At 68.7% G+C, this 15399-nt stretch carries 17 protein-coding genes; 9 read left to right on the top strand and 8 right to left on the bottom strand.

Features of this window, described 5'->3' with window-relative positions:
• The first annotated feature begins 11 nt into the window (after window positions 1-11).
• The gene (locus J7E25_RS09290) at window positions 12-1136 is read left to right on the top strand and encodes an ROK family protein (protein WP_215009038.1); all 1125 of its coding nucleotides are present in this window, start codon (window positions 12-14) and stop codon (window positions 1134-1136) included.
• A 60-nt stretch (window positions 1137-1196) separates the two neighbouring features.
• Here J7E25_RS09290 and J7E25_RS09285 read toward each other — a convergent pair whose 3' ends face one another.
• The 3 genes from J7E25_RS09285 to J7E25_RS09275 form a co-directional block, all read right to left on the bottom strand.
• Window positions 1197-1997 (bottom strand): SDR family oxidoreductase, encoded by an 801-nt coding sequence (locus tag J7E25_RS09285; protein ID WP_214869843.1) that lies wholly within the window; start codon window positions 1995-1997, stop codon window positions 1197-1199.
• Between the two features lie 10 nt (window positions 1998-2007).
• Window positions 2008-2760 carry an SDR family oxidoreductase gene (locus J7E25_RS09280; RefSeq protein WP_214869842.1) on the bottom strand — a complete coding sequence of 251 codons (753 nt, stop codon included), beginning with the start codon at window positions 2758-2760 and terminating at the stop codon, window positions 2008-2010.
• A gap of 131 nt (window positions 2761-2891) precedes the next feature.
• Window positions 2892-3929: a sigma-70 family RNA polymerase sigma factor gene (locus J7E25_RS09275; RefSeq protein ID WP_214869841.1), complete on the bottom strand. Its 1038-nt coding sequence runs from the start codon at window positions 3927-3929 to the stop codon at window positions 2892-2894.
• Window positions 3930-4060: 131 nt separating this feature from the next.
• Here J7E25_RS09275 and J7E25_RS09270 point away from each other — a divergent pair, with 131 nt between their 5' ends.
• The 3 genes from J7E25_RS09270 (at window position 4061) to J7E25_RS09260 (ending at window position 5729) form a co-directional block, all read left to right on the top strand.
• A complete protein-coding gene (locus J7E25_RS09270) occupies window positions 4061-4852 on the top strand; it encodes an SDR family NAD(P)-dependent oxidoreductase (protein ID WP_214869840.1) in 792 nt (263 codons plus the stop codon).
• Between the two features lie 89 nt (window positions 4853-4941).
• Window positions 4942-5415 carry an SRPBCC family protein gene (locus J7E25_RS09265; protein WP_214869839.1) on the top strand — a complete coding sequence of 158 codons (474 nt, stop codon included), beginning with the start codon at window positions 4942-4944 and terminating at the stop codon, window positions 5413-5415.
• Window positions 5412-5729 (top strand): metalloregulator ArsR/SmtB family transcription factor, encoded by a 318-nt coding sequence (locus J7E25_RS09260; RefSeq protein ID WP_308164464.1) that lies wholly within the window; start codon window positions 5412-5414, stop codon window positions 5727-5729. Before J7E25_RS09265 ends, J7E25_RS09260 begins: the two co-directional genes overlap by 4 nt.
• Before the next feature lie 78 nt (window positions 5730-5807).
• Here the strand turns inward: J7E25_RS09260 and J7E25_RS09255 are convergent, their stop codons facing one another.
• Entirely contained in the window at window positions 5808-6128 is a 321-nt protein-coding gene (locus J7E25_RS09255) for a hypothetical protein (protein ID WP_214869837.1), read from the bottom strand.
• 133 nt (window positions 6129-6261) lie between these two features.
• Entirely contained in the window at window positions 6262-6972 is a 711-nt protein-coding gene (locus tag J7E25_RS09250; protein ID WP_214869836.1) for a hypothetical protein, read from the bottom strand.
• Between the two features lie 163 nt (window positions 6973-7135).
• Between J7E25_RS09250 and J7E25_RS09245 the strand changes: the two genes are divergently transcribed.
• Entirely contained in the window at window positions 7136-8209 is a 1074-nt protein-coding gene (locus J7E25_RS09245; RefSeq protein ID WP_214869835.1) for an epoxide hydrolase family protein, read from the top strand.
• 70 nt (window positions 8210-8279) lie between these two features.
• On the top strand, window positions 8280-8762 hold the full coding sequence (locus J7E25_RS09240) for a recombinase family protein (RefSeq protein ID WP_214869834.1): 483 nt from the start codon (window positions 8280-8282) through the stop codon (window positions 8760-8762).
• A gap of 64 nt (window positions 8763-8826) precedes the next feature.
• Here the strand turns inward: J7E25_RS09240 and J7E25_RS09235 are convergent, their stop codons facing one another.
• On the bottom strand, window positions 8827-9312 hold the full coding sequence (locus J7E25_RS09235) for an SRPBCC domain-containing protein (RefSeq protein WP_214869833.1): 486 nt from the start codon (window positions 9310-9312) through the stop codon (window positions 8827-8829).
• Window positions 9313-9423: 111 nt separating this feature from the next.
• Between J7E25_RS09235 and J7E25_RS09230 the strand changes: the two genes are divergently transcribed.
• A complete protein-coding gene (locus tag J7E25_RS09230) occupies window positions 9424-9954 on the top strand; it encodes a dihydrofolate reductase family protein (RefSeq protein WP_214869832.1) in 531 nt (176 codons plus the stop codon).
• On the opposite strand, the gene J7E25_RS09225 is transcribed toward J7E25_RS09230, so the two are convergent.
• A complete protein-coding gene (locus J7E25_RS09225) occupies window positions 9946-10590 on the bottom strand; it encodes a TetR/AcrR family transcriptional regulator (protein WP_214869831.1) in 645 nt (214 codons plus the stop codon). The two genes, J7E25_RS09230 and J7E25_RS09225, sit on opposite strands and share 9 nt — an antisense overlap.
• Window positions 10591-10726: 136 nt before the next feature.
• On the opposite strand from J7E25_RS09225, the gene J7E25_RS09220 reads away from it, so the two are divergent.
• Window positions 10727-13273 (top strand): MMPL family transporter, encoded by a 2547-nt coding sequence (locus tag J7E25_RS09220; RefSeq protein WP_214869830.1) that lies wholly within the window; start codon window positions 10727-10729, stop codon window positions 13271-13273.
• Complete coding sequence (locus tag J7E25_RS09215; protein ID WP_214869829.1) at window positions 13270-14256, top strand: alpha/beta hydrolase; 987 nt, start codon at window positions 13270-13272, stop codon at window positions 14254-14256. Before J7E25_RS09220 ends, J7E25_RS09215 begins: the two co-directional genes overlap by 4 nt.
• A 161-nt stretch (window positions 14257-14417) precedes the next feature.
• Here the strand turns inward: J7E25_RS09215 and J7E25_RS09210 are convergent, their stop codons facing one another.
• The gene (locus J7E25_RS09210; RefSeq protein WP_214869828.1) at window positions 14418-15359 is read right to left on the bottom strand and encodes a PLP-dependent cysteine synthase family protein; all 942 of its coding nucleotides are present in this window, start codon (window positions 15357-15359) and stop codon (window positions 14418-14420) included.
• Window positions 15360-15399: the final 40 nt, after the last annotated feature.

The following is a 15399-nucleotide window of genomic DNA, read 5'->3' as shown; positions in this document are numbered from 1 at the left end:
TGGTAGAAGCAGTGCGCGCTGAGAGCGCGATTTCCGGCCCGACGCTGGAACTCGCTCGCACGGTGCTGATTCACGGCCCGATCTCGCGCACCGACGTGATGCGATTGCTCGACATGTCGCCGCCGACGCTCACCCGCCTCGCGCGTGAGCTCACGGCGGGAGGGGTCTTCGTCGAAGACGCCGAACCCGGCGGCGCCGTCGGTCGACCGCCGAAGTTCCTCGATGTGCGCTGGGACAGCCGGCGCTACCTCGGAGTCAAGCTCACCGGCACATCTGTTGTCGCGGTTTCGACCGACCTGCGGGCCACTGAGCTCGATCGGCGCGAGTACGTCTTCTCCGAGCAGTCCGTCGACGCGGTCTGCGACGCGGTGGTTCGCGCCCACGACGAGCTCTCGGGCGGGGGAGGGTTCGACGCCGTCGGAGTGAGCCTCGGCGGCACGGTCACGGATCGCCGCTTCGTCATCCGAGCGCCGTTCCTCGGCTGGCGTGACGTGGATCTCGGGCCCGAGCTCGAGCGCAGGCTCAGGGTGCCGACGGTGGTCGAGAACGACATCGTCGCGCTGACCGAGGCCCAGCACTGGTTCGGCGAGGGCCGTGGGCTCACCGACTTCGCCGTGATCACCATCGGGGCGGGCGTCGGCCACGGCTATGTCTGCGACGATCGCGTCGTACGATCCGACAAGGGCATCGGCCTCGCCGGGCACATCCGACTCGATCCGCTCGGCCCCGTCTGTCCAGAGGGCCATCGCGGATGTGCCACGGCAATGTTGACCATTCCCAGCCTCTGCGCCCAGGCCTCCGTCGCATTCGGGCGTGGCGTCGAGTTCGACGAGCTGATCGCCCTGGCCGCCGGGGGAGACCCCGTGGCCCTGGCCATCACCGAACCGGCGGGGCGAGCCCTCGGTCGACTTCTGGCGCTGGCGGCCAATCTCGGCATGGTGAGCACGATCGTGCTCGCCGGAGAAGGGCTGCCGCTCTACGAGGTGACCGAGCCCATCGTGCTCGAGGCGATGCGCGCCGATCGCGACGACGAAGCCGATGCGATCGATCTTCGGCTGGACGCCGCTGACTTCGTGGGTTGGGCCCGGGGTGCTGCGGCCGTCGCGATCCAGTCGTCAGTGCACCGTCTCATCTGACCTCGGAGCTACCCCGGCGGTCGAGTAGCGCCGCGAAGCGACGCGTATCGAGACCATTCCTCAGCCGCCGATCGGCGAGATCGAGCGATCCGCCCGCCCGCCGGCCGGGCCCGTCTCACCCGTGATCCACTCACTGAACCGGGTCGGAGCGATCGTCGCGTCGGGGCCGGGCAGCAGCTCGCGCTCATCGAGGTCGGTGCCGAAGTACCGCGCGAGCGGGTCGGCGACCAGCTCGCGAGGATCGTCGCGAATCCGGAGATCTTCTCGCATGAGCTTCCCGAGCCGGAACAGGTCCGGCCCGGCGAACTCGACGATGCCGTTCACGGGCGTGCCGAACGCGACCGCCTCGATCGCGGCCGCGACATCCTGCGCGGCGATCGGCTGGATGAGCGCATGCGAGAGGCGTGCGATGTGCTGGCTCGTCGCGGCATCCGCGATGCTCGCGATGAACTCGAAGAACTGGGTCGCGTGCACGATCGAGAAGGGGCGCCCTGATCCGCGGATGAGTCGCTCCTGCGCCGCCTTCGCGGCGAAGTAGCCGCCCTCGGTGCGCGCGAGCCGGTCGGTGCCGACCACCGAGAGTGCGACGTGATGCCGCACGCCCGCCGCAGCGCCGTGGGTCAGCAGATTGAGGGTCGAGCCGTAGAAGAAGTCGTTGGCGCCCCGCTCGTCGAGGTATCCGGAGTTGGAGACGTCGATGAGGATCTCCGCCCCGGCGAGGGCCTCCGCGAGACCCTCGCCGGTGTAGGAGTTGACGCCGGTCGCGCGCGACACGGAGACGACATCGTGGCCGTCGGCGGTGAGCCCCGCCACGAGTCGCGTGCCGATGAGCCCGGTGCCGCCGATGACCGCGACCTTCATGGCCATGAGTTTACGCGGCCGACTCGGCGGCCAGCCAGTCCGAGAACGTGGCCGATGACAGCTGCGCGCCGGGGCCGGGCACGAGCTCGTCGCCCGAGAGCCGCGCGCCGAAGTACTGCGCCTCGGGGTCGGAGATGACGGAGCGGGTGTCGCCCTTCGCCGCCAGGCCCGTGCGGATGAGCTCGTCCATGGCGACCTGTTCCGGTCCGCCGATCTCGAGGGTGCCGTTGATCGGGTCGCCCGCGGCGACGCGGGCGACGACGGCCGAGACATCCGCTGCAGCGATCGGCTGCATGAGCCCCGTGCTGAGGCGTGCCGTGCCGTCGACGGTCGCGGCATCCGCGATGCGCCCGACGAACTCGTAGAACTGCGTCGCCCGCACGATGGAGTAGGGCAGGCCCGAGTCCTCGATGAGCTGCTCCTGTGCGACCTTCGCGCGCAGGTACCCGCTCGAGGGCAGGCGGTCGGCGCCGACGACGGAGAGCGCGACGTGGTGCGTCACGCCGGCTTCGCGCTCGGCGGCGAGCAGGTTCGTGGTCGAGATGGTGAAGAACTCGAGCACGTCGGCGTCGGCGAACGACGGCGAGTTCGAGACGTCGACCACCACATTCGCGCCTGTGAGCACCTCGGCGAGTCCCTCGCCGGTGATGGTGTTCACGCCCGAGTTGGGCGAGGCGGCGATGGCCTCATGGCCGTGCTCGGTGAGGTGCTCGACGACCTTGGATCCGATGAGGCCGGTGCCTCCGATGACGACGATCTTCATGACTGGTGCCTTTCCGTCGTGGCGGCGGTGATTCCGCTGCCGTTACCAAGCTCTGACCGGACCGCCGCTGTATCTGTGACGCAACCGACGAATTCAGCCCGCATTCGGCCCTCGGCGCGTATCGAGACCACTCACGAAGTGTCGCTACCCCCGATGCGCGGCAACGGCCCGGGCAGCGACCGCGGCAGCCCGAACCAGGGCAGGACGCTGTTCTCGAAGCGGGTGAGGGCGCTGATGCGGTCGCCCGCGAGGGTCAGCACGAAAAGACCCACTCCGTGGTGCGTCTCGACGGGCCCGTGCAAGTACGCCCCGAACGCCGGCTGGCCGTTGGCTCGCGTCGGCACCAGGTCGAACCGTCGACCCGCGCCGAAGATGGCCGCGAAGAACCGTGCCGCCGCCTCGCGGCCCTCGTACTCGAAGGGCATCGGGGGCATGGAGATGAAGACGTCGTCGGTGAGCAGCGCCACGAGTGCTTCGAGGTCGGCTGATTCATAGGTGCGGGCGAATCGTGCCGCGAGCGCAGCCTCGGCCGGCGAGCCGGGACTCGGAGGCGACTCATCGCCGGCGGTCGATGGAAGCCGTTCATGAAGGGTCGCGCGCGCCCGCTTGAGCGCGCTCGTAACCGAGGCGACGGTCGTGTCGAGCATTTCGGCCACCTCGTCGGCGTGGTAGTCGAGCACGTCGCGCAGCACGAGCACGGCGACCTGACGTGGCGGCAGCAGTTGCAGCGCGGTCACGAACGCGAGCGAAATGGACTCGCTCTGCTCGTAGCGGGCCTCGGGGCCGAGTGGAGCCGTCGTGATGAGCGTGTCGGGGATCGGCTCGAGCCACACGACCTCGCCCAGTCGCGTCGACTCGGGCGGGTCGACCTTCGGTATGTCCCATGACTTCGCCGGTTGTCGAGCGGCGGTGCGTCGCGCGTTGAGACACCGGTTGGTGGCGATCCGGTAGAGCCAGGTGCGCAGCGACGAGCGGCCCTCGAACGACGCGATGCCCTGCCACGCGGCCAGCAGCGTGTCTTGCAGGGCATCTTCGGCGTCGTGGAGCGATCCCAGCATCCGGTAGCAGTGCACCTGCAATTCGCGGCGGTGCGGCTCGACCAACTCCCGGAAGGCGTCATCATCGCCCGCCTGCGCCCTCGAGATGAGTTCGGCGGCAATCGCGCTCACGTCAGGTCACCTCCTCGGGCACGGAGTGCTCCTCCACTGTATGGACACCGGGCGACGACCGAAATGGGCGGTCGGATGGCGCCCAGTTCGCGGCATCCGCGGTGTCTGCATCTTCGACGAAAGGAAACCTGATGATGCTGGAGAACAAGGTCGCGGTGGTTTATGGAGCCGGAGGCTCGATCGGCGGCGCCGTCGCTCGCGCCTTCGCCGAGGAGGGGGCCGAAGTCTTCCTCACCGGGCACCTGCTGGCAGGCGTCGACGCGGTCGCGGCCGACATCGTGGCAGCAGGCGGATCCGCGGATGCCGCGCAGGTCGACGCACTCGATGAGGGCGCGGTCGATGAGCACTTGCAGTCCGTCATCGAACGGGCAGGCAAGGTAGATATTTCGTTCAATGCGGTCGGCATCCCCGATGCCGGAGTCGTGGACGTGCCGCTCCTGGAGGTCGACGTCGAACGGTTCCTGCTGCCGATCGACGCGTACACGCGGTCGTACTTCCTCACCGCGCGGCTCGCTGCACGCCGCATGGTCACGGCTGGATCTGGCGTCATCATGCGCGTCACCGCCCTGCACGCGCGCACCGGAATCCCATTGGTGGGTGGCTACGGTCCGGCGATGGCAGCCATGGAGGCGCTCACCCGGCAGCTCTCGGCGGAGCTCGCGCCTCGAGGCATCCGCGTGGTCGGAATGCGGCCACAGGCCATGCCGGAGTCCAGCACGATCAGGGAGGCCTTCGAGCCACGTGCCGCGGCAACCGGGCTGACGTGGGAGCAGTGGGAGGAGCAGCTCGCCGGCAGAACGCATCCGCGACGACTCATGACGCTCGACGAGATGTCCGGCGTGGCCGCCTTCCTCGCCTCCGACCGGGCCAGGGGACTGACGGGAACCATCGTCAACCTCACGATGGGCAGTCTCGACGACTGAGCGGACGAATGCAACCTAAGGGTTGCAGTCTGGTTGACGATCTGCAACTATGGGGTTGCATCAATCCCGAAAGGAAGATCATTGTGAGTATGACCGACAACCAGCCATCCGTCATCGACGAAGACACGTTCACTGTTCGGCGCACCATCCGCATCGCCGCTCCCATCGAGAAGGTGTGGAGCGCCGTCACCGAGCCCCAGCACATCTCGCGGTGGTTCGGGCGCACCGTGCTCGATGGAACGGGCGCCGGGGCACTCGGCACCATCACGTTCCCCGACTACGGCGCCGTGCCATTGCGGGTCGAGGCTGTGGATGCCCCGCGCATGGTCTCCTACCGCTGGGGCAACGACGATGCCGCCGAACAGCTGCCCGACAAGCTCGACGAGGACCACTCGACCGTTTTCACCTTCACCCTCGAGCCCGTGCCCGACGGTACCCGGCTCACCGTCGTGGAGACCGGGTTCGACCGCACCTCCGACCCGGCCGCGAACATGGCGAGCCACAGCGAGGGATGGGTCTCCGAACTCGACAAGCTCGTCGCCCTGCTCGAGGGCGACGCGTGACCACGGGAACGCTGGTCCCGGTGTTCGCCGCACTCGGGGACGAGACCCGGTGGAGCATCCTGGCTGCACTCGGCGAGGGCGACGCGTCGGCGTCCGCCCTCGCCGGGCGCCTGCCTGTCTCACGCCAGGCCATCGCGAAGCACCTCGCAGTGCTGCAGGAGGTCGGCCTCGTCGAACCGATCCGCGTCGGGCGCGAGGTGCAATACCGGGTGATCGGGTCGCAACTGAGCGACACCGCCCGCCGGCTCGAGGCCATCGGGGCCGAGTGGGACCGCCGCCTCGCGACGATCAAGGAGATCGCCGAGGGGCTCTGACCGACGGATGCCGCGTTGCGCCGTCGTGGCCTCGGCGGGTGGCATCCGTCGGGTGTGCTCAGCTGGTGGGGGAGGCGCTCATCGACGCGAAGTCGAATCCGCGTTCATACGGAGCCGACCGCGCAAGAACGGCAGCGCCGGTGCCCGGTACACGAGCGCTGGCGGATGATGCGGTTCGAGAGCGAACTCGGCACGGCCGAAGCGCCATAACCGGTTGAACAGGAACACCCCGACAACTACGGTCTCGTCTGCCGGCACTTGCCACGTGCCGATTCCCCACTGGGCCGGCTGACCTCGTCCGGCGATCACGAGGGTCGGCTTGATCCGGGCGTGCAGCGCAAACCAGGGCTTGCGCAGCGTCAGTTCGATGCGGCGGGCCGCCTCGTCGTCAGAATGCATCGGGAGTTCGGCGGCATGAGCACGAACGCGCCCTGATCAGGGTCGGTTGTCCGCTCAAGCCGCACTGCCTTTCGTGGTTCGCTCCGGCTAAGGGTAGTCGTTGCCTCGGGCACTCGACACCGCCTGCGTTCGATCACACGTGCCCGATCCCGAAGTTCCACGGCGCGAACACCGCGTTGGACGACCCTTGCCACTCCCATGCGTTCACCGCGACCGAGTACGCGTTCTCGTAGTCGGAGTACGGCTGTTGCTCGCCGATCGGCTCGCCCGTCTCGACGCGCACCTGGTCGGCCCCGTTGCCGTACCACGGCTCGCCGAGTTCGGCGGCCAGCGCTTGCGCGTCGCCGCCGGGCTGGAATCCGTTGACGGTGCGCACCGTCACGCCGTCGCCCACGGTGGGCGCGGTGAAGACCACGCTCACGTTCATGTCGATCGGGCCGTTCCCCTCGTGGTCGTCGGTGGCCAGGAGTCCGTCCCACGAGTAGTCGGTGCGGGGAGCACTTTCCATGCCGCCGCTCAGCTCGCTCTGTTCTGGTGCGGCACCGAGCACCGTCGAGAGCGCAGCCATGAACAGGGATGCTTCGTCGTCATAGGAGAGCGTCGCAACGACCACGCCCTCGGCGTCATGGAGTTCCAGCAGTTCGGGGCGAACCACGATCTCGGTGACCGTGGTGAGCGGGTCGATCGGTTCAGCGGTCGGCGTCGGGGTCGGCGTCGGCGTGGATGCTTCGACCTGCTCAGGCGACGGGGTCGGCACCGGGCTCGGGCCGAACGCGCAGCCCGACAACACGAGCGCGGTGGCGATCGCAACGATGCCGGAGGAGCGGCGGGCTGAGGGTTCCATGGATCTCCGATTCGTGCGGTGAGCGGCTGGCGGCCTGCGCCCACCTTATGGTCTGCTTCCGGAGTGAGACGGATGCCGCGACATCCGAAATCCCAGAAGCTTCCGTGCGTTCGAGCGGGGCGTGTCGCCTTCGTCGCTGAGCAACCGGCGGGATGATGGGCGGATGTCTCCTGCATTCACCATCGCCGTGCCCGACGACGTGCTCGACGACCTGCGGTCGCGGCTCGCGCGCACCCGGTTCACAACCCCCAGTGCAGACGGCTGGAGGGCCGGCGTCGACCCGGCGTACCTGCGCTCGCTCGTCGCGTACTCGGCCGACGAGTTCGACTGGCGCGCGGCCGAGGCGAGGCTCAACGCGTATCCGCAGTTCATCGAACGCGGCATGCACTTCGTGCACCTCCGTCGTGACGCGACCCGACCGCCCGTGCTGCTGACCCACGGCTGGCCCAGCAACTTCGTCGAGTTGCTGCCGCTCGCCGACCTGCTCGACGTCGACGTCGTCATCCCGTCACTGCCCGGATACCTCTGGTCGGAGCTCCCCGACGGCCCGGCCACCCGTGCGGCCGTCGCCGAGACCTTCCACACGCTCATGACCGAGACGCTCGGCTACGAGCGGTACTTCGCCTTCGGCGGTGACATCGGCGGGTCGGCATGCGGATGGCTCGCGACCATGTATCCCGATGAGGTCGCCGGGTTGCACGTCATCCACGGGCCATTCCCCGCCGACTACGACGAGCCGATCACGCCGGCCGAACAGGTGTGGCTCGACTCCGAAGACGAGCGCAACGAGCAAGACGGCGGGTACGGCGCGATCATCGGAACGCGACCCGACACCATCGCGGCGGCGCTCATGGACTCACCCGCCGGCCTGGCCGCCTTCATCATCGACAAGCTCTGGGCTTGGAGCGACTGCGGCGGTGACCTCGAGTCGCGCTTCGACCGCGACAGCCTGTGCGAGTTGCTCACGCTCTACTGGGTCACCGATTCGATCGGCACGTCGTTCCGGCAGGACCTCGACTGGCCGCACAACGGCAAGCGGGCGACGATCCAGGTGCCGATGGCGGTGACGCAGAGCCACGAGTGGAACATGCCCCTCTTCCCGCGCTCGATCGCAGAGCGCGCAGCGAGCGACATCCGCCGCTACTCTGCGCCTGACCGCGGCGGCCACTTCATGGCGTTCGAGGAGCCCCGGCTGGTGGCCGACGAGCTCACCGCCTTCATGCGCGAGGTCGGCTAGGCGCGTCGCCTGCTGCCTCGACCTCGACCGGATAGGGGCGAGAATAGGAGGCGACGCAAAGGGGCACGACATGAGTGAGCTGACGACAGATTCGACGACGGATGCCTCGGCACCGACGCCGGCACCGGATGCCTCGCGCTCACCGCACGGCCCCGGACACCACGCCCTCGATTGTCCTCAGTGCTTCGAGGAGCTGCAGCGCAACCGCGACTGGTGGAAGGCGCGCCCCGAGGGGTCGCGTCTTGTGGGGCTCGTCGTCGCTCGTGACGACATGCCGTCGGTCGTCGAGCAGCGGAATGACCTGGCTGCCTTCGGCGTCGCGATCCTCGACTTCAAGCACCCGGCGGCGGAGGCGCCCGAGACCTGGGAGCAGCGGCTCGGCCGCTTGTTCGACACGCTGCGGGCCGGCGATGTGCTCGTGGTGGCGAACGAGCGCGCGCTCGGCCGCGATCGCGACGAGGTCACGCGCACGGTCCGAACCCTGCGGCGGCACAACCTCGTGGTGAAGGTGCTGAACCACGGTGCGCCGCACCTGGAGGATGCGCGCGGCTGAGTCCGCGCTCATGCGCGAAGTCGGGCGCGTCCGGCTCACGACGTATTGAGCTCCGTCGCGCGAGTTACGCAGCCACCTCGGTGGCGAGTGCCGCGGCGAGCCCGTTCAGCTGAAGTCGAGCGCTGCCTTCGAGGTGTGCCATGTCATGCGCGCTGTTGTCGGTGAGCTCGAGGAAGGTGTACTGCTCCGTCCATTCGAGCCGGGTGCCTTCCCCATCGGGCGCGAGGATGATCGTGCGGAGCGCGGCCCAGCGCACCACGTCGTCGAGCCGGACGGCATAGCTCAGCACGATTCGCTCGTCGGGCACGATGTCCCAGAATGTCGAGGCGTACTCGATGTGCTCTTCAGCTTCGAGCGGTGCGAACACGGCGGTCGCGATCTCGCTGCCGCCGGGGCGGAAATCCAAGTGGTACGTCTGACGAGCTCGGTCGCCTGGTTGACGGAACCATTTGCGACGCAACCCGGCTTCCGCGAACGCGGCAAAGACCTGCGACGGGGGAACGTCGAGCCGAACCGAATGGGTGAAGGAACCGCGAAGAGGCGCTGGCACGGCGTCAGCCTACCGTCCGCTCAGCGCGAGGCGCGCTGCAGACCCTTCACAACACGCTCGAGAACCGTGACATCCGGCGTGGAACGGGGGATGCTGGGGCGCATGGGAAGGGTGACGATCTCATTCGAAATGACGCTCGACGGGGTATTCGACCAGATGGAGCACTGGTTCAACGTCGAGGATCCGGAATTGGTGCGCCACTCCGATGAGCTGGTCTTCGGGGCCGACGCGGTGCTGCTCGGCCGGGAGAGCTACGAGTTCTTCCGCGAGTACTGGCCCGCGCAGACCGATGACCGCGGCTTCGCCGCGCACTACAACGCGCTCCCGAAGTACGTCGCGTCGACGACGCTGTCGGGCCCGCTCGACTGGAACGCGACCCTCATCGAGGGCGACCTGGCCGAGGCGGTGAGGCGCCTGCGCGACCAGTACGAGTCGATCATCTCGCACGGCTACGGCGGCTTGGCCGCCACACTCGTCGACGCCGGGCTGGTCGACGAGATCCACGCCGGCATCCATCCGTTCCTGGTGGGCAACGCCGAGAACCGGCTGCGCACGCCGCACCCGGTCGGCCTGCGACTGCTCGCCGTGCGGACCTACGAGTCGGGCATCATCGCCGCCAAGTACGCGCCGGCGTCAACCTGAGTCAGCCGCTGAAGCGGAGGTCGCGCCACCCGCGTCGTGAACTGCCGGATCCTGCTCGCCGAAGGCGCTCGCGTCCCAGACGCCGCTCGGCCCGAGGATCATGCGCCAGAGCCACTCGGATGCAGTCGCGACGGGCGGACGCGGGTCGCGAGCGAGCCACACCTCGATGACGCCGAGCGCCGACCCCGCGATGCCGGCGCCGACTACGTCGAGGGGGAGGCCTTCGAACGCGCGTACGCCCGACCTTGCGATGCCGTCACGCACGATGGACTCGAGGCGGTCACGCAGGCGTGCCATGACGACGACCGACCCCTGCGGTCCGAGCACGCGCCGGTAGACCTCGGCGTTGTCATCGAGGTGCGTGAGGTAGTCGAACATCGACGGCGGCGGTCCGGCGGGCGGTTCGGCAAGCTCAGGCAGCTCGGCCAGCGCGGCGCCGGCCTGCTCCACGGCGGCGTCGAGCGCATCGGCGAGGAGTGTCTCCTTATCGGAGTAGTGCTGGTAGAAGCTGCTGCGGTTGACGCCGGCTCGGGTGACTATGTCGGCGATCGTGAGTTCCTCCAGTGGGCGCTCCCGCGCGAGCGCGAAGAGCGCCTCCTGCAGGGCGCGGCGCGTGCGCTCGATACGGACATCCATACCTGAATTCTGCCAGCCGGATGCGCCGAAGCCTGACAATTTCCAACGAATGTTGGAAATCCGACAATTGTCGGTTATCCTCGAGTCCGGCCCGCCCAACTGCGCCGCCCACCACGAACCCGAAGGGCATTCCCCCATGGCTGAACTCCTCTACCGCCTCGGCCGCTTCTCCGCGCGTCGACCGTGGGTCGTGATCGTCGGATGGATCGTCGCGCTCGCGCTCGCCGCCGGCGCGCTGCTCACGCTCGGCGGCACGTTGACCTCGAGCATGAGCATTCCTGGAACCGAGACCGACCGGGTGAACGCGCAGTTGCAGGATGAGCTCGACGGGCTCGGCGGCGCGACCGGCACGGTGGTGTTCCAGTCCGACGACGGCTCCGAGTTCACCACACAGCAGCAGGAGCAGATCGGCGACCTGCTCGGTGACATCGGCGAGCTCGATGGCGTCGCCGACGTGGTGGATCCGTTCGCCGCGGCATCCGATCGCGCCGATCAGGAGCAGCAGCTCGAGGATGGCGCCGCCCAGCTGGGTGCGGCCGAGGAGCAGCTCGAGGATGGCGCGGCACAGCTCGACGCGGCGCAGGCCGAGCTCGACGCCGGGCAGGCCCAGCTGGATGCGGCGATTGCGCAAGCGCGCGCGCCCGGAACCTACGAGCAGGCTGCGCCGCAGTTCGAGGCGCAGCAGACCCAGCTCGACGCGAGCCAGGCGCAGCTCGACGAACAGCGCTCCCAGCTCGAGGATGGCGAAGCGCAGCTCGCCGACGAGCGAACGCAACTCGATGACGGCCAGCGACTCGTCGACGCGGCATCCGAGATCCGTACCGTCTCGACCGACGGCAGCGTCGCGACCGGGGCCGTGATGTTCGAAGACGACCTCTTCGCCCTGTCGAGCGAGCTCAAGGCCGCCGTGGCGGCCGAGCTCGACGGCGCCGACATCGAGGGCGTACAGGTCGACTACTCGAGCGAGATCGCCGCCTCCACCAGTGGGCTCATCGGCGTCGGTGAGATCGTCGGCGTCTCGCTCGCGCTGCTCGTGCTCATCATCGTCTTCCGCGCGCTGCTCCCCGCCGTGTTGCCGATCGTCTCGTCGCTCGTCGGCGTCGGCGTGGGCGTCGCGGGGTCGCTCGCGTTCTCGGGCGCCGTCGACATGTCGTCGGTCACGCCCGTGCTCGGCGTCATGCTCGGGCTCGCCGTCGGCATCGACTACGCGCTGTTCATCTTCAACCGCCACCGGCGACAACTGCTCGCGGGGATGGAACTCGGCGAATCGATCGCGCTCGCGAACGGCACGTCGGGCAACGCGGTCGTGTTCGCCGGCTCGACGGTGCTCGTCGCCTTGCTCGCGCTGAACATCACGGGCATCCCGTTCCTCGGCGTGATGGGCACTGTAGGGGCCGTGTGTGTGCTAGTCGCCGTGCTCATCGCGGTCACGCTGACGCCGGCGCTGCTCGGGCTCATCAAGCTGCGCGTGCTGAACCGAAAGGCCCGCACGCGGGTCGACCACGGCTCGCACAGCGAACCGGAGCTGACGCCCATGAAGACGTCACGCGCGCTGCTGCGCGCGGTGGTCGCCATCGTCGCGCTGCTCGTCGTCGCGATCCCGGCGCTGTCGCTGCGGCTCGGGCTGCCCGACGGCTCGTCGGAGGCTGCCGACTCGACGCAGTACCGGGCCTACACCGCCGTGGCCGACGCGTTCGGCGCCGGCCAGAACGGCTCGCTGCTGGTGACCGCCGCACTGCCCGAGTCGGTCGACGAAGCCGACGTCCTCGCGACCCAGGCCGACCTCGCCGACCGGCTGCTCGAGCAGGATGGCGTCGTCGCCGTCGCCCCGGTCGGCGTTTCGGACGACCGCGACTTCCTGGCGTTCCAGGTGGTCCCCGCCGACGGCCCGTCGAGCGAGTCGACGGAGCAGCTCGTGCACGTGCTGCGCGGCCTGTCGCCCCTTCCTGGCGAGGTTGCGGATGTCGGCGGCGTGATCGGCCTCGGCGTCGCCGGCCAGGCGAGCGGCAACATCGACATCTCCGAGAAGCTCGCCGGGGTGCTGCCGATCTACCTGGCGCTCGTGGTCGGCCTCTCGCTCATCATCCTGATCCTCGTGTTCCGGTCGATCCTCGTGCCGCTCATCGCGACCGCCGGCTTCGTACTGTCGCTGTTCGCCGCGTTCGGCGCGGTGGTCGCGATCTTCCAGTGGGGATGGTTCGGGGCGGTGTTCGGCGTGCACGATCCCGGTCCCGTGCTGAACTTCGCGCCGATCATCATCATGGGCGTGCTGTTCGGGCTCGCGATGGACTACCAACTCTTTCTCGTCTCGGGCATGCGCGAGGCGTGGGTGCACGGCGTACCCGCCCGCAAGGCGGTCGTCGCGGGCCTTCGGAACGGCCGTGCGGTCGTGACCGCGGCAGCGATCATCATGACCGCGGTGTTCGGCGGGTTCGTGTTCTCGCACCTTACGATGGTGCGCCCGCTCGGCTTCGGCCTCGCGATCGGCGTGCTGTTCGACGCGTTCATCGTGCGGATGCTACTGATCCCGGCCGTCATGCACCTGCTCGGCGAGTCGGCGTGGTGGCTGCCGAAATGGCTCGACCGAATCCTCCCGGACGTCGACGTCGAGGGCGCTGCACTCGAGCGGAGCCACCCCGTTCACGGCGCGGCCGACGGCCCGCCCCGGGGCATCCGACCATGACCGTCGAGCGAGCGGATGACGCGGCCGCGGCCGCGACGCGGCTGCGCATGTCCGACGTGCACCCCGAGCTGCAGCGCGCGTATCGCCGCCTGCCGCGCACGGGGATCCGCCATGGCTGGCAGCGCCGGCTGGTGCGCGCAGCAATGCGGTTCATGCCCGAGGCGACCCTCTCCGACGGGCAGAGCCTCGAGCGGATCGACTTCGAGACGCGCGGTACGGGCGTGCGGGTCGTCACGCCCGCGGGCGGCGGCAGCGGCGGCGCGCTGCTGTGGATCCACGGTGGCGGCTTGGTGATCGGCGCCGCGACAATGGACGACCGGCTCTGCGCGCAGCTCGCCGCGCGGCTGGGCATCGTGGTCGTCTCGGTCGAGTACCGGCTGGCCCCGGAGCATCCGTTTCCGGCACCACTCGACGATTGCGCCGCCGCCTGGCAGTGGCTGCGGGATGCCGCATCCGCGCGTGGCGTCGACCCGCACCGCATCGCGGTCGGCGGGCAGAGCGCCGGGGGCGGACTCGCGGCCGCGCTCGTGCAGCGTGTGCACGACGCCGGCGGGCCCCAGCCGATCGCACAACTGCTGTACTGCCCGATGCTCGACGACCGTACCGCGGCCCGCCGCGACCTCGACGCCGTGCGCCACTTCGCATGGAACAACCGCGACAACCTCGTCGGCTGGTCGTCGTACCTCGGCGGCCCGCCCGGCGCGGCCAGGGGGCCCGACCACGCCGTGCCCGCGCGTCGAGCGGATGTCTCGGGGCTGCCGGCGGCGTGGATCGGCGTCGGCGACATCGACCTCTTCCACGACGAGGACTTGGCCTACGCCGCTGCGCTCCGCGACGCAGGCGTCGAGTGCACGGTCGACGTGGTGCCGGGGGCGCCGCACGGTTTCGAGCCGATCGGCTGGGATGCGGAGCTCGTGCGGGCCTTCCAGGCACGGGCGCAGGCATGGCTGGGGGAGCGGCTCACCGCGACGCGGGGCGTGTGAGGCGCCGACGCCCCACCCGCTCCGCCTTCGACTGCTCTCGGGCAGACATACGACCGCGCTCAGTCCTCGATGTGGGTGGAGGCTCCGTTATCTCCGGAGATGCGGGAGACGATCTCTTGCCCGAGGCTGTGAAGCTTCGTGTTGCGGGTGTTGGAGACCGGCTAGCCATACAGGCCAGTGCTCAAATAGCGGAGGCCGGAGTCGACCATAACCGTGGCCACTGTTGCTTCCGGCCCAAGCCGCTTAGCCGCTCGAAGAGCGGCAACAACGTTTCCCCCGGACGAGGTACCGGCGAAAATACCTTCCTCCCGGGCGAGCCGACGGGCCATATCAGCGGCTTCCTCAGAGGACACTTGGTCGACCACATCGACCTCCTGCGGTTCCCACAGCGGCGGGATAAAGCCGATCCCAATCCCTTCTATGCGATGGGACCCTGTCGGCCCTCCCGACAGTACCGCCGACTCGGCTGGCTCCACAGCAATGACATGAAGCCGTGGTTGATGGCTTCGAAGGGCGCGGGCCGCGCCGTGGATGGAGTGGGCGGTACCGACGGACTGGACAAGGGCATCTACCCGCCCGCCTGACTGGTGCCAGATTTCCTCCCCCAAGGGCAGGTACCCATTGATGGCGTCATGGTTGTTGAGTTGGTCGCAGGGCCAGTGGCCCGGCAGGGTGCTCACTTCCCCCGCCCTGGCAATCATCGCTTTGATCAGCTTCTCGGTGATCCGTCCCTGGTCGCTGGGGACATCCTCCACTATTGCCCCGAGCGCCTCCATGGTGCGTCGTTTCTCGTTGCTGAAGGCGTCAGAGAAGACGACGTGAAGCTTGTACCCTTTTGCCGCGCAGACGAGGGCCAGGGAGATGCCGGTTGTGCCTGCTGTGTATTCGACGACGGTGTCCCCAGGTCGTATCTCGCCACGTTCCGCAGCACCATTAATGGCCGCCAGCGCCATCCGGTCTTTCATGCTTCCGGTCGGATTCGCCCATTCCAGCTTGGCCAGTATTCGAGCCGATCCCGTAGGGACGATGCGTTGCAGCTCAACCAGGGGCGTAGAGCCAATTGCTGCGAGGACCCCGGGACCAAAGTCCGTTATGCCTTCCATACCGTCGCTCCTCGCATTACGCAAGCATCTTGGTGGTATC

The sequence above is a fragment of the Agromyces sp. ISL-38 genome (genome assembly GCF_018613935.1).
In the GTDB taxonomy this organism is placed as follows: domain Bacteria; phylum Actinomycetota; class Actinomycetes; order Actinomycetales; family Microbacteriaceae; genus Agromyces.
This window is presented reverse-complemented; position numbering and strand designations above follow the sequence as displayed.

Coding starts and splice junctions, on each gene's coding strand:
- J7E25_RS09255 (WP_214869837.1), bottom strand. CDS start 6,128: ATGCATTCTGACGACGAGGCGGCCCGCCGCATCGAACTGACGCTGCGC.
- J7E25_RS09250 (WP_214869836.1), bottom strand. CDS start 6,972: ATGGAACCCTCAGCCCGCCGCTCCTCCGGCATCGTTGCGATCGCCACC.
- J7E25_RS09215 (WP_214869829.1), top strand. CDS start 13,270: ATGACCGTCGAGCGAGCGGATGACGCGGCCGCGGCCGCGACGCGGCTG.
- J7E25_RS09210 (WP_214869828.1), bottom strand. CDS start 15,359: ATGGAAGGCATAACGGACTTTGGTCCCGGGGTCCTCGCAGCAATTGGC.
- J7E25_RS09225 (WP_214869831.1), bottom strand. CDS start 10,590: ATGGATGTCCGTATCGAGCGCACGCGCCGCGCCCTGCAGGAGGCGCTC.
- J7E25_RS09265 (WP_214869839.1), top strand. CDS start 4,942: ATGACCGACAACCAGCCATCCGTCATCGACGAAGACACGTTCACTGTT.
- J7E25_RS09270 (WP_214869840.1), top strand. CDS start 4,061: ATGATGCTGGAGAACAAGGTCGCGGTGGTTTATGGAGCCGGAGGCTCG.
- J7E25_RS09285 (WP_214869843.1), bottom strand. CDS start 1,997: ATGAAGGTCGCGGTCATCGGCGGCACCGGGCTCATCGGCACGCGACTC.
- J7E25_RS09240 (WP_214869834.1), top strand. CDS start 8,280: ATGAGTGAGCTGACGACAGATTCGACGACGGATGCCTCGGCACCGACG.
- J7E25_RS09245 (WP_214869835.1), top strand. CDS start 7,136: ATGTCTCCTGCATTCACCATCGCCGTGCCCGACGACGTGCTCGACGAC.
- J7E25_RS09280 (WP_214869842.1), bottom strand. CDS start 2,760: ATGAAGATCGTCGTCATCGGAGGCACCGGCCTCATCGGATCCAAGGTC.
- J7E25_RS09220 (WP_214869830.1), top strand. CDS start 10,727: ATGGCTGAACTCCTCTACCGCCTCGGCCGCTTCTCCGCGCGTCGACCG.